Annotated in this window: 8 protein-coding genes, 3 tRNA genes and 1 riboswitch; of the genes, 4 read left to right on the top strand and 7 right to left on the bottom strand. The window is 53.8% G+C overall.

Features of this window, described 5'->3' with window-relative positions:
- Positions 1-78 precede the first annotated feature (78 nt).
- The 4 genes from B7994_RS13080 to B7994_RS13065 all read right to left on the bottom strand — a co-directional run bounded on the left by B7994_RS13080 (position 79) and on the right by B7994_RS13065 (position 5,634).
- Positions 79-150 (bottom strand) — tRNA-Thr (locus tag B7994_RS13080).
- 46 nt (positions 151-196) lie between these two features.
- Positions 197-279: transfer RNA gene (locus B7994_RS13075), tRNA-Tyr, on the bottom strand.
- A 9-nt stretch (positions 280-288) separates the two neighbouring features.
- A tRNA-Thr gene (locus B7994_RS13070) sits at positions 289-361 on the bottom strand.
- 236 nt (positions 362-597) lie between these two features.
- Positions 598-5,634 carry an InlB B-repeat-containing protein gene (locus B7994_RS13065; protein WP_088638908.1) on the bottom strand — a complete coding sequence of 1,679 codons (5,037 nt, stop codon included), beginning with the start codon at positions 5,632-5,634 and terminating at the stop codon, positions 598-600.
- A 307-nt stretch (positions 5,635-5,941) separates the two neighbouring features.
- On the opposite strand from B7994_RS13065, the gene B7994_RS13060 reads away from it, so the two are divergent.
- Genes B7994_RS13060 through B7994_RS13045 form a run of 4 tightly spaced genes read left to right on the top strand, consistent with a single transcriptional unit; the run spans position 5,942 to position 8,919 of the window.
- Positions 5,942-6,361 carry a thioesterase family protein gene (locus B7994_RS13060; RefSeq protein WP_088638907.1) on the top strand — a complete coding sequence of 140 codons (420 nt, stop codon included), beginning with the start codon at positions 5,942-5,944 and terminating at the stop codon, positions 6,359-6,361.
- Between the two features lie 37 nt (positions 6,362-6,398).
- Positions 6,399-6,815: a thioesterase family protein gene (locus B7994_RS13055; RefSeq protein ID WP_088638906.1), complete on the top strand. Its 417-nt coding sequence runs from the start codon at positions 6,399-6,401 to the stop codon at positions 6,813-6,815.
- Positions 6,816-6,819: 4 nt separating this feature from the next.
- Entirely contained in the window at positions 6,820-7,632 is an 813-nt protein-coding gene (locus B7994_RS13050; RefSeq protein ID WP_088638905.1) for a hypothetical protein, read from the top strand.
- Between the two features lie 3 nt (positions 7,633-7,635).
- Positions 7,636-8,919, top strand: coding sequence for a replication-associated recombination protein A (locus tag B7994_RS13045; protein WP_088638904.1), 1,284 nt, complete (start codon positions 7,636-7,638; stop codon positions 8,917-8,919).
- A 9-nt stretch (positions 8,920-8,928) separates the two neighbouring features.
- Here the strand turns inward: B7994_RS13045 and B7994_RS13040 are convergent, their stop codons facing one another.
- The 3 genes from B7994_RS13040 to B7994_RS13030 form a co-directional block, all read right to left on the bottom strand.
- Positions 8,929-9,783: a 50S ribosomal protein L11 methyltransferase gene (locus tag B7994_RS13040; protein WP_088638903.1), complete on the bottom strand. Its 855-nt coding sequence runs from the start codon at positions 9,781-9,783 to the stop codon at positions 8,929-8,931.
- Positions 9,784-9,940: 157 nt separating this feature from the next.
- On the bottom strand, positions 9,941-11,431 hold the full coding sequence (locus B7994_RS13035) for a hypothetical protein (protein WP_144063901.1): 1,491 nt from the start codon (positions 11,429-11,431) through the stop codon (positions 9,941-9,943).
- Between the two features lie 42 nt (positions 11,432-11,473).
- Positions 11,474-13,528 carry a TonB-dependent receptor gene (locus B7994_RS13030; RefSeq protein WP_088638901.1) on the bottom strand — a complete coding sequence of 685 codons (2,055 nt, stop codon included), beginning with the start codon at positions 13,526-13,528 and terminating at the stop codon, positions 11,474-11,476.
- Positions 13,529-13,533: 5 nt separating this feature from the next.
- Positions 13,534-13,730, bottom strand: a riboswitch (cobalamin riboswitch).
- Between the last annotated feature and the right edge of the window lie 70 nt (positions 13,731-13,800).

Below are 13,800 nucleotides of genomic sequence, written 5' to 3'. Positions count from 1 at the left end.
CGATGGTGCCGATGTTGCAGTGCGGCTTGCTTCTGTCAAAATGTTCTTTTGCCATGATTCTATCTCCAAATTAGTGAGAGCCCAGATCGGGAGTCGGACCCGAGACCTCTTCCTTACCAAGGAAGTGCTCTACCACTGAGCTACCTGGGCATAAGCCCTATGGTACTGTTACGTACCATAGGGCCGGTTTGTTGCGTGGGCCGTCGTGGTTTCGAACCACGGTAGGCGTAAGCCAACGGATTTACAGTCCGTCCCCTTTAACCACTCGGGCAACGACCCATTTTGTCAAGCCAAAGATAGGAATCGAACCTACGACCGGCTGATTACAAATCAGCTGCTCTACCAGCTGAGCTACTTTGGCATGCCTCCTAAATCCGCATAGATATAAGAGTGTGCCAAATTTAATAAGATTTATGCCGTTTTGTCAATGAAAATCAAGCATTTAGATAAAAAAATTTCGTTTTTTTACCTTATAAGACAAAAAACACGTACACAAAATGGGCTAAGAATGTGAATAGATTGTTGATAAGGTTTCTGGCAATGAAAAAGCCGCCCGAGGGGACGGGCGGCCTGCGTTAAAAATTTCCGGAAAAAGGGCTACTTCACATCGATGCGCAGAGTGCGGTTGCCCACCCGGACGAGGTACACCCCGGCATTCGCTACCGGCAGGGCAAACGATGCCCCCGGCACGCGCCCGAAGGCAATTATGCGGCCCTGCATGTCGAGGAGGGCATAGGCAGCCCCCTCGCGGGCACCGGAGACCTCAACCATGCGGGAAACGGCCTCCACGTGGAACATCGGCGCAGACGCTATTTCTGGCAATGCATCCTTGCCCTTGCTCGAAGAAGACTTGCCACTGCTGGAGCTGGACTTCGCGCTGCTGGAAGAAGACTTCGCGGAACTGCTAGACTTGGCAGAGCTCGAACTCGACTTCTCGCTGGACGAAGACTTCGCAGAGGAGCTGCTCAGCGAACTGCTGGAACTGGGGCTTTCCGGATTGATCGGCGCAAAGTTCGCGACAACCGTCGTATCCTGGGTCATCTTGACGCGGAGCGTTTCGCCATAGAGGCGCACGTCGTCTTGCCAGTTGCTCAGCTTGTAACCGTTATCCGGGACCGCCCTGAGCGTGACTTCCGTACCGTACGCGTACATGCCGGTTTCGTTCAGGCCCGTCACTACGCCCCAGTTCTTGTTGTTCACCTTGACCGTGAGCTTGTATTCCTTCGCTTCCCACTTGGCATAGAATATCTTGTCGCCCGCATCCTTCTTGGTGATTTCGGTAAAGGCATCGCCCTGGAAGGTGGAAGTCTTGAACCAGCCCTTGAATTCGTAGCCCGTGCGCGTAGGTTCGGGCAGCACGAGACCCACGCCGTACTCGTACATCGTGGGAGCGTTCTCGAGCACGCCGCCATTGGCGTTGAGCACGAGAGCAAACACATCCTTCGTCACGAGAATCGGGTATTCGTCGCCCTGCGTCCAAACGGTGCCGGTAATGCCATTTTCGACAGCAGCACCTTCACCATCCTTCTGCACGTAGTCGTGGAGCGCATCTGCGACCGTACCGTCCTTGAACGCTTCACTGAGAGCGGCATGCCCGAACTTGCTTTCGGCAAGGCCCTCGACCGTTTCGAGGTAGTAGTTGTTTTCAGAAACAATTTTCTTGCTATAGCCGCTATCCGCAAGCACATAGTCCATAGCGCCCTTTGTACTTACCTTGGACAGTTCGCCAATAGTATAGTTATTCAAGAGCTTGAAGTTGATGTGCGAATCAATACGCACCACAAGCCCAGAAACATAGCTGAAACTGCTGGGTGCTTCGCTATAAACCTTGCCTGTATTGTAGTTGTTCGCAAGCAAGACTTCGCCGTCGTCATTGCCCGATACGTCACCAACAAGGCCGCCGGCATAAGAAGTGGGACCACCGATAGAACCTTCGTTGTAACTCTGCAACAGCGTGAACGTACCGAAAGTCGACCCGACAAGGCCGCCACATATACCGATACTGCCACCATTGGGGTTATCGGTCGATACATCGCCGCGGTTAAAGCTGTTCATGATGGACACCACTCCCGAGGTATAGCCAACCAGCCCGCCCGTTGCGGAGTAGCCGCCAGCAATCTTCGCCGTGTTGTAGCAATTCACGATACTTGCCGTTCCACTAACCCAAGGAGCAATGCCAGCGGCACCGGACTTGGCATAAACAAAGCCTTCACTATGGGAATCGGTTATAGAGAGCGTGCCGTCAGAGTACGCAACCAAGCCGCCGGCCGACTGTGAACGGGAGTGGAGAGTTCCCTTGAAATGGCAATTTTCCATCACGAGTTCCGAGGCTTCCGACGCACCGGTCTTTCCCTTGACCTCTAGGACAAATCCAGCGACATCCCCCTTGTCGGAAGCAAAGAAGGCGTCTTCGATGGTAAGGTTCTTGATGATGGCGGGGAGGTAAACATTCTGTTCCCAGTCGTATTTCCCGAGCGTGATTTTATTGAACAAGGCCATGCCACCTTTTTTCACATCGGCATAGAGTCCCGATATCTTGTGGCCCTGGCCGTCGAAGGTTCCTCCGAAATTCGGTATCATCTCCCAAGGCAGGAACGATGCCACGTTCGCACTGTCGAGCGAACCATCATCCTTCAGCACATTTTCGTTCACTACGATATCGTTGGTGAGCTTTCCACAAACACCAGGATTAGAGATGTTATAGTACACCCTATGCGTCCCGCTTACATAAGCGGCATAGCCGTAGAGTTCCGCGACATCCGAAATCTCGTAGCACATATCCGTCGAATCGATTTTCGGCATCTTGAGCTTGAGCCAAGCCGCATAATACGTCTTGTCGCCGGAATCTGCCGGAGTAATTTCGGCCACGGGAGTACCCGAAAGGTCCTCGTTTTCGTACCAGCCGGCAAAGACGTTCGTATCGAGCGAGAGCTTGGTCGGCAAGGTCACACCCACGCCTTCCGTATAGAGCGTTACGTTTCCGGAATCAATCGTTCCGCCATTCGTGTTGAGCGTCACCGTAAACGTCCTCTGGAGCTTTGCCCAGAATTCCTTGTCGCCCGTAGCGGTCGAGTCAATCTGCGTTACTACTTTACCATCGTACTGGGCATTGTCGTACCAACCCATGAAGGTCGCATTTTCCTTCACGACCGAGGGGAGAATCTTCTTGAAGCCCGCTATATAGTTATCAAAATAGCTTGCCGTATCGCCTTCGAAGGTATGGAACGTGACAGTGTACCTCTGGGCAAGGGAATTCTTGAGTTCGCCCGAGAAGTTCGGGTAGGCGTCCGTACCCACGGTTTGGCCCCATATGGAGCCGTTTTCGCCATCGCGCAGCATGGCAGCGACAGGGCCGTTCTTGAACTGATCTACAGTCGCAGAGAGGCCTGCAGGTTCCTTGTTCCCCTGCGTATTCAGGTAGTAGCAGTTGTCAAACTGGTAAATGACCGAAGAAAGCGAGGTGCCAAAAAGGGCCCTGCTATCACGAGCCATCTTCGACTTGTCCTTCCATACGCTGTAACAGTTCTTGACCGTGACAGTGGGGAAAGACATGAAGTGAGCGATGATGCCCGCTGTATAGAAATTCGACCCAAGCGCAAGACCAAGGTTGTAGACATTCTCCATATCTAGGATGCCCTTGTAACCGACGCTGCCCACAATGCCCGCGATGCCCTGAGCGCTAGAATATGTCTCAACCGTCGATTCGTTGTACACTCCGGAAATCTTGACATAGGAAGCCGGCTGGGCATTGCTGTTCCCGAGCTGGGCATTGGCGGTCTGGCCGACGATAGCCCCCATGTAGTTTGCCTTGGCCTTGAAATAGGAATCCACCAGGCCGAAATTCTTCAGCACGGCATACTTCAACGGGTAACCGGCGACGCTCCCGAAGAGGCCGAAATTGTTGCGGCTGGTAGAATCGTCATAGTAGAGGCCCGAAATGGTGTGGCCCATTCCGTCGAATTCGCCATAGAAACTATCTATCGGGACCCACGGGACAAAGCGGCCAGCCCTGTCAGTGTTGAGCATGCCGTTTTTATCCAGCACGCCCTGGTTCACCACGATATCCTTTTCAAGCACCGCACAGGCATATTCTTCCTTTACAAAGCCGTCGGCACCGTTCACGATGGCGGCAAAGCCGTAAAGTTCGGCAGCATTACTGATGACATAGCAGGTGTCCTTGTTTATGGGCGGAGTCTGCAGTTTGTACCACTTCGCATAGAAGGTCTTGTCGCCGGAATCTTCTTTACCAATTGCAACTACCCTGTCACCGCTGAGGTCTTCGTTGGCATACCACCCGACAAAGACATAGCCCCTGCGGGAAACCTTCTTCGGGAGCACCACACCTACGCTATGCGTATATTGTTCCACAAGGCCCGAATCGATTGTACCGCTATTCGTAACGAACGACACATTGTACTTCTTTTCGTACCGGCCCCAGTAATCGACATCTTCTGTAAGCGTGGCAGGCGTGTGGACCACAGTATCCCCTGTCAAGCCGCTGTTTGCATACCAGCCGAAGAAGTCGTACCCGTCAACAGCTACGTTCGGAATCCTGTAACTGTAACCGACGACCATATCCTTCGTCTTCAGCTTGGTGCTGCCATGGTAGACATTCATCTTTATCGTCTTGAAGCTAGCACCCGTCAAGGAACCGCTGAAATTCGGGAGGGGGTCGGTCCCTACCTTCTGCCCCCACTTGGTGCCATTAATCCCATCCAGGTCGTAATGGCGCATTACCTGCGTAATGATGCCGCTCTTCAGTTCCTCTTCGGTGACGGACCTGCCCGCGTGTTCGTTACGGCCCGGTTCAAGGTAGAACACGTTCTCGATGATGTTCGCGTTATCCTTCGTGAAGCCGCCAAACACGGACTTGATAGAGTTCGAATTGCCGGTACCGATAATCTCGCCCGCATTGTAGGCGTTGATTACGGCTATTCCGTTTGCAGCCTGGTAGCCAATCACCCCGCCAATATTGTTCGGGCCGACAACGGTTCCCGTATTATACACATTGTACAACCCGACCCGAACAGTAGCGTAATTGGATGTCGTACCCACGATGCCGCCGGCGTTGTTCCTTACCGCCTCGACCCTAGAAGCGTTGAAGCAGTTTTCGATTACTACGGAAGATGTCCGCGAATAGGCGGCCCCCGCGATTCCACCCGCAGAATAGCCCGCACGGAAATAGGAGCCCACGACGCCGACATTCTTGACAACCGTATTCACGTACTGGTTTTCAGCTGTATGGAGGCTCTTGAAAAAGCCCGCATCGGTCCCCGTCTCGCTGGAGAAATAGAGGCCCGAGACCGTATGGTTCTGGCCGTCAAACGTACCGTAGAAGGGCCCTATCGGCGTCCATTTTGCAAAATTCGCCGTATCCGCCGCGTTGAGCGTTCCGTCGGAATTGAGCACTTTCTGGTTGACTACGATGTCCTTCGTGAGCTTGCCGCAGGCAGTAGCATCGTACGGGAAGTTGATATCGCCGTTCACGATGGCGGCAAAACCGTAGAGTTCGTCTGCACTGGAAATTTCGTAGCAGCCGTCGGCACCTTGTGCGGGCATTGTTGAGGTGATAGACGCCGCGGCAAAAGTCGCAGACGCAAGCGCTAGGCAAAAGAGGGTACGGCTCTTAAGCATATTTGTCACTCCTGATTAGATAATTATCCTATGTAACAAACTGCTTATTTATTTCTGTTTTGTGTAGACATTCGCATACATTCGCGTTGTCAACTGTTACAATGCGATTTTATGCGAAAAAAGGGAAATACGCAACATCCGACGATTAACATCTGGAGTTTTTTCGCGGCCACCCCGTAAACATATCGTTACGATAAATGAAGTTTACAGGACCGTCACTTTGGCATGTAGCACCTCTACCAACCTGCCGTAACCTTTCCAATCAAGCGGCCCTGGACGCACCGCACCTATTTGTATATTTTGCGCCATGCTAGTAAAAGGTTTGAGTTACACGAGCCATATCGAGGTCCGCTACGCCGAAACCGACGCCATGGGGGTCGTGCACCATGGATCCTACCCCATCTGGTTCGAACAGGCGCGCATCGATTTTTTCAAGTCCATCGGTGCACCCTACACTGCCATCGAAAAAGAAGGGTTCGAAAGTCCGGTGCTCGAATTGGTAGTCCGTTACAGGCAACCCTGCAAGTTCGGTGATACCGTAGACATCGAAACAACCATTTACAAGGTAAACACGCTGAAATGGAAATTCCAGTACAGGCTGTTCGTTGGCGAGACGCTCTGTGCCACGGCATCCACCCTGCACGCCTTCACCAAAGGCGGGGTCCCGACCATGGAAAAGCCCGAATGCTTCAGGAAGGTAGAGGGCAAGCTTTTCCCGGATAAATAGGCCGGACTTCGCAAAAATTTGTTTGTATATTTAGTTTATGGAAACTTGCACATTCAAGCATACCGCCCGCGTCGAAGTGCGCTACGCGGAAACCGACCAGATGGGAATCGTACACCACTCCGTTTATGCCGTGTGGTTCGAACAGGCACGTACCGAATACTTCCGCGAGGCGGGCGCAAGCTACGCCGACATGGAGGCCGAAGGGTTCTCGAGCCCGGTGCTTGAACTGAACGTGCAGTTCAAGGCGCCCACGCACTACGGTGAATTCGTGGATATCGAGACCACCATGATTCGCGTAGACAAACTGCGCATCCGCTTTGAATACAAGGCGAGCGTGAACGGCAAGCTTTGCACCACGGGCCACACGCTCCACTGCATGCTCAAGAACGGGCGCCCCACGCGCGAACTGCCCGCAAGTTTTGCCAAGTTTGAATTCGTTAGCGAGGAGAAATAAGCCCATGGAAAATCAGGAAGAAACCGTCCAGATACACATCAAGTCACTGGACAAGACCGTAGACTTCCCCGTAAGGAGTTCCGAGTTCTGCAATAAATGCAAGGGCACCGGGATAAAGGACAAGAAGCAGTGCCCGATATGCTGCGGTTCCGGTAGCATCAAGATGCTCGACTGCATCCGCTGCAACGGCACAAAGCAAATTGAAAACGGTCTCAAGTGCAATATCTGCAAGGGCGAAGGGATTATCTCCGAAGCCAAGACCAAGGATTTTCTCCAGGCCCGCCAGTTCTGCGAAGAATTCCAGAAGAAACCGGCAAAGACAATCCTGATTTTCCTCGCATGCCTCATTGTACTTGGCGCGTGCTCCTTCTTTATTTCGGGCTACCTGTTCGTGGACCTTCGGATGGTACAGTCATGGAACGTCTACATCCCGCTTTTGCTGGGGCTCGGCGCCGCTTTTTACATGCTGACCTGTATACACAAGGTGCATGTGGGTTCATACTTGCCGGCACCCAAGAAGCTCATGATTTCTTGCGGAATTATCGCCCTCATTATAGCGGCCATCGCCATTCCGGGCCCCGTTGCCGGGCGCTACCACTGGATGGAAAGCGAAGCGAAGGAAATCATCAGCGAAGCCCTTGCAGAAGACAACCTTTCTTGCCAGAGCGTCAAGGTATCCAGCCACGTTGGCGACGACTATCACGGAATCGCGAAAATTTCTGATGGCGATGAAATCAAGATAATCATCCACTACAGGAAAGTCGAAGAAACGAGACGCGAAATCGGCTACTCTATCGAAGTGGAACCCGTGGAATAAACTATGGAACAGCCGCTCGCCGAAAGATTGCGTCCGCAGAACCTGGATGAATTTTTAGGCCAGAACAAGATTCTGGGCGAGCAGAGCCTTTTGCGCCGGAGCCTGGAAAACGATACCGTCCCGAGCATGATTTTCTGGGGGCCTCCCGGCTGCGGCAAGACGAGCCTCGCCCACGTAATCCGCCAGAAGACCAAGAAGCGCTTCGTCGCGCTCTCCGCAGTCGCAAGCGGCGTGAAGGAAGTCAAGGAAGTCCTCGCCGACGCGCGCCAGATGAAGAAGGCTTTTTTGGACACCATCCTCTTCATCGACGAAATCCACCGCTTTAACAAGGGCCAGCAAGACGCATTGCTCGGCGCCGTGGAAGACGGCACGGTGACGCTTATCGGCGCCACCACCGAAAACCCGGGTTTCGAAGTGAACGGGGCATTGCTGAGCCGCTGCCAGCTCATACTGTTTGCGCCCCTCAGCAGCGACGACCTGCGCACGCTCATTTTCAGCGCGCTCCGCGACCACCCGCGTGGCCTGCAGCTCAAGGACGTAGAAATCGAGGACGCCGTCGTGGACAAGCTCATCGCGCAATCTGAAGGCGACGCACGCTTTTTGCTGAACCAGCTCGAATGGATTGGCAAGAGCCTCGGCGACCGCAAGAAGATTGACGAGAAGCTGCTGGAGGAATTCCAGTACAAGAAGCCCCTGCGCTACGACAAGAGCGGCGAGGAACACTACAACCTGATTTCGGCACTCCACAAGTCGGTGCGCGGGAGCGACCCCGATGCCGCCGTGTACTGGCTGCACCGCATGCTACAGGGTGGCGAAGACCCGCGGTTCATACTGCGCAGGCTCATGCGCATGGCGATGGAAGATGTCGGCCTTGCCGACCCGAACGCGTTACTGCTTGCAACAAGCGCGCGGGAAGCATACGACTTCATGGGCATACCCGAGGGCCTCATCGCGCTCGACGAGCTGGCGATATACCTCTCGCTTGCGCCCAAGAGCAACAGTCTTGAACTTGCCGGCATGGCGGCAGACCGCATTATACAACAGACGGGGACATTGCCCGTGCCACGCGCGTTCCGGAATTCCGTGACCCGCGTAGGCAAACAGCTCGGTTACGGGAACGGTTACGAGTACGACCACGACAGCCCGGGCGCATACTCCGCGCAGGAACATTTGCCAAAGCAACTTGAAGGCACGGAAATTTACCACCCGACAAACTACGGCAAAGAAAAACTGCTCGCCGAACGCCTCGCGCAGCTCAAGCAGATCAAGAAAGAGAAAAAGGGATAACTGCGCAGGCTAGGCGTTTATGGTGGATTGCGCGAGCACGCTCCACCACTCTGTGCTTACGCGCTCGGCCTTTACCTTGAAGCCGGCTTCTTCGAACCACTTGAGGATGTAATCCTTTTCTGTCAGGAGCTGGCCGCTGATAATCAGCTCGCCGCCGGGCGCAAGCAGGTCCTCGATGTCGTCGCGCAGGGGCCAGAGTTCACTCCGGATCATGTTGCACAGGATGACATCGAACTTCGTGCCGTCCTTGAATGCATCCAGGAATCCGAGCACACAGTCGCTCTCGCCAAAACCGTTACGCTCGAAGTTTTCTGCGATGCAGGGAATCGTGAGCGGGTCGATTTCGGTACCTACCGCCATGCGGGCGCCCAGGCGGCGGGCATACATCGCGAGGATGCCGGTTCCCGTCCCGATATCGAGTACAGTCTTGCCCTTGAAATCGATCGACTCCATGAGCGTCGCGCAGCTGCTCGTGGTATCGTGCTCGCCGGTCCCGAAGGCGGTCTTCGCCTCGAGTTCGAGCACCACAGCCTGCGGGTCGTCGGGCGTAAATTCTACCCAAGGCGGGCGCACCCACAAGTGCGGGGAAACAGACACAGGCTGGGCGCGGTCACGCCACCACTTGTCCCAATCCTTCGCGGGCTCATCGCTCAGCGTAAAATGGTACTGCGGGAACTCTGCCACAATGCGGTCGCGCTCGGCCTTGTCGCCGGTATAGAAGCAGAAGTCCGTACGGCCTTCCGCCTTCGGGTCGAGTTCCTCGAGCGTCGCCACCCCTGCCTCGAAAAGCAGGTAGCTTGCGAGTTCAAAATCTTCGATAGGGCAATAGCCCTCCGCCTTGTACCATGTGTCGATTTTTTGCATACAGTAAATTTACAAATATGCAAAAAGATCCCCGCCTTCGCGGGGATGACATTATGAAAGAAAAGGTGCAATTATCAAAATGATTTTGCAAAAAGGCGCACCGGGAAAACCGATGCGCCTTTTTCGAGATGTAATTTCTAACTAATTATTCAGCCACTTATTCGACAATCTTGGCGCTGAGTTCCTTCGTATCGATGCTCGAAACGGTGGCGCCGTCCGTGAGAGAAATCTTGCGGATTTCAGCCGTGTTGTACATGGCAACCCAAGCAGTGCTACCGTCAATCGCCACGATATCGTAGGGGTTTTCGGAGTCGATGGCCTTCTGCCAGGCAACCGTCTTTGCGCTGGTATTCACCTTCGAGATGCTGCCCTTGCCCTTACGGTCAAGCACGTACAGGCCACCATTGACCTCCACGATCTTCGTGTCGGTAGAGAACTGGATGTTTTCGTCGCTAATATCTTCGCCATCAATCCAGTAAAGTTTACCGGCGTTAGCAAAGTCGCTAATGTAGACGAACACTTCGTGATTGATAACGGCCATACCGGCGGGCTGATAACCCATTTCATCGTCATAAAGGGCATGGAGTTTCAAGCCATTATAAGAATACGCCACCATGGGTGTCATCTCATACGTATCGAAATCTATGGAACCACGGTCGCCGATATAGAAGAGTTCACCCTTGCGATCATAGTAAACGCCACCGCTGGCATCGACAACACCATCAATCCTCCTTACCGACTTATCATTCAAATCGACTTCGGCAGCAGGAACATTCTGGTAAGCCTTGTAAACGGCAACAACAGCCTTGCCAGAAACCGGATCGACATCCATCATGTACACGCCACCGCCAAGCAGCGTACCGCTCACCCAAAGTTCAGACTTCTTTTTCTTCAGGTCAATCTTTTCGATACCGCGGTTTTCATCGGCGTCAATACCCCAGGCGGCATTGTATTCGCCCTGAGTACCCACGTACACATTGCCCTTCACGACCTTCACAGCCTGCGGGTTCTTGGTCAGAAGCGGAATCGTATCAAGAAGGGTACCATCGCTCAACTTGTACATAGCGAGAAGGCCCGGATCGTTGAAGATAGCGCTATATCCATCATCGGCAACTTCGTAGCGCTGGAATACGGCGAACAACGTATCGCCGGAGACTTCGAGGTCGGCGGCAAACGGCGTATTAGCCAGGTAGGTCACCTTCGGTTCAACAGAGCTGCTGGATTCCGGTTCTTCGGAAGAACTGCTCACCGCCTCGCTGGAACTGGACTTGGCCTTTTCAGAAGAACTGGACTTGGCTTCGCTGGAGCTGGATTTTGCGGAACTGCTAGACTTGGCCTTTTCGGAAGAACTCGACTTGGCAGAACTGCTGGAGTCCTTCTTTTCCGAGCTACTGGACTTGTCGTCTTTTTTGCTGGAACTGGACTTCGCCTTTTCCGAGCTGCTCGACTTAGCCTTCTGCGAGCTGCTGGACTTAGCCTTCACGGAGCTGGAGCTTTCGCCGTCGTCAGAGCTGCTGAGATCATCGTCCAGGCATTCCTCGTTGTCGAGGCAATCTATGCTGGCGCCCGAGCTGTTGTCGTCACCGCAAGCGCTCATGAAGAACGCTAGCGACATCGAAGCGAGTAGTGTGAGTATTTTTTTATTCATGGTTGCTTCCTTTTCTGGCTTTACGCATGTTGTGCGCGGGGGCTAGAACCCCTGTATGAGTGTAAACCTGTATTCTCGACCGGGCGCCGGGTAAGGCGTGTAGATATTGCGGTAGGTCTCATCCGAAATATTGTCCACCGCGAACATAACCTGCGTCTTTTCCCAAGGCTGCCATGCAATCGAAGCATTGTAACGGGCAACCGGAGGCTGCCTCGTGAAATTCATGCGGTCACTGAAAATCCGCGTCCTGTACGTGGTCTGGAAAATGAGCCTCAGGTCTAACGGCAAAAAGAATGTTCCCTCGGCAAAATAGCTGTGCACAGGTTCGCCCGGCAGCAATTTTCCATTGTAGGCATTGTTCATACCGTCATCACGCGGGTCCTGGATTGTCCCGCGCAGCACCGCCTGGAAGAATTTTACCGGACGGCTTTCCAGTTCGAGTTCCACCCCGCGAATAATCGACTTGTCGATATTGAAAGCCTTCATCAGGTTGGCACTCATAATCCAGTATATTCCGTTCTCGACATGGTTCTCGAAATAGGTGGCGCGCAATACCGAGCGGTTCTTCGGGGTAGCAAACGAAAGACCCGCAGCAAAGCGCAAGGCCGATTCATCCTTGAGCGAGGGGCTCGAAAGGGAACCCGGATACACGCCGTAGAGTTCCATCAGTTGCGGCTGCCTGTAAAAGCGACCGAACGAAACGTTGCCGCCAATCCAAGAGTTCTTTTTCCCGAGTTTCGCCTGCACCATTCCCGCAAGGCTCAGGTCGCGATCCGTCGCCTCGTTCACCACCGCGGCACCCGTAGTCATCAGCACCTGACCGCCACCGATATCATCGTATGTCTTCAGGATGTTGCCTTCGGCAAAAAGCGAGAACCAGTCCGTAAAGTTGTATTCCGCGTTGCCCGCAATGGAACCCGTAAGGCGCTCCAGTTCAAAACTCTTGAGCATTCCGCGCGATTCCCAGAGTTCCGCGCTACCCGCAAGGCGCAGGTATGCCTCGAATTTGTCCAACAGGAGGTTCGCCGACATCTCGGGAATAGCCCTGTAGCCCGCAAGCCCATACTCCCTGAAGTCCTTCGAGAGGAATCCAATTTTATCAAGCGGGTAATATGACGAGGACATGTTCTTCTCGAACTTGCCGGTAATGCCCGCCGCCAGGAGCAAGATGTCGGCAACCGTCGGGAATTCCAGACGGTACGCCACCTGCGCCATATCGCCCACGAATTCCGCCACATAGGTCTGCAGGTCTTCCATACCGGGATTCCCCGCCTGCGTATGCAATGCGCTTGCAGACAAGATAGAGAAAGCCCCGTTCCCGTGGAGCATGCGGTACTGGAAACTGCCGGAATATTCCGTGAACTCCGCATTCCTGCGCCTGTCCCTAAAATCGTCCTCATCGTTATAGAGCGTACCGTTCCTGTTATCGAACTCGTAGTCGTTGTCGCTGTGGCGCATAGATGCCGTCGCCGAGAACTGCACGCTGTCCTTTACGCTTGCGGAAACCTGCACGGAACCTTCGAACGTGTTGTGCGAACCGTAACTCGCAATGACGCGCCCCTTCGGGGTCTTACCGCTATGCAATGCATCCTTGGTCACGAAGTTTATGGCACCGCCAAGGCCCGCACCGCCGAACTTCGCCGGGACCCTGTCCTTGTAAACCTCAATCCTCTCGATAGTGTTGAGGTCGATCGCCCCCAAGTCGGCAGCACCGCCACCAGCATCGTTCAGGGGAATGCCGTCGATGCAAATCAGCACGTTACGTGCGGCAATACCGCGGACGGACACCGTCTGGAAACTGCCCATGCCGCCCTGCTTGTAGCCCTGAATACCCGAAAGCGACGAGATGACTTCGGAAGCCGAAAGGCCAAGGCCCTCCCATGCGGAAGGCGTAATTTCCATGTAGTCCGTTCCCGGATTTTCTGTCTCGGCGATAGCGTACGATTCAACTTGGGAAACACCCAAATCCTGCACAGGCGCAGACTCATCGACAGCGATATCCTTGGATGACGAGGGAACTTGCGCATGGGAACTTTCCCAAGCACAGCACGAAAAGGCCGCAAATAAAGCGGCTCTGCAGAAAGATGTCGTTCGCATCGTTCCTCGTTCAAACCGTTTCCCGCAGTTCTTCTGACTCGGGGCTCACCCTACTCCCGGCTCCTTCACATGCGATTTCTCGCACATTGGTTTATGCCGGTTTCGTCCTCCCTTACAGCGGCGCGACCGCCCCCGGCTTTCACGGGGTTCTCTCCTTGCAAACCGCCCGACTAGGCCGCCTGCAAGAGCTTTTCAGGGCACAGGAAACTTTTTTGCCAAATATAAAAAAAGATTTGACGCATATTTTGCGTAAAATAGACTATATTATCTGC

It is taken from the genome of Fibrobacter sp. UWR2 (genome assembly GCF_002210285.1).
Lineage (GTDB): Bacteria > Fibrobacterota > Fibrobacteria > Fibrobacterales > Fibrobacteraceae > Fibrobacter.
This window is presented reverse-complemented; position numbering and strand designations above follow the sequence as displayed.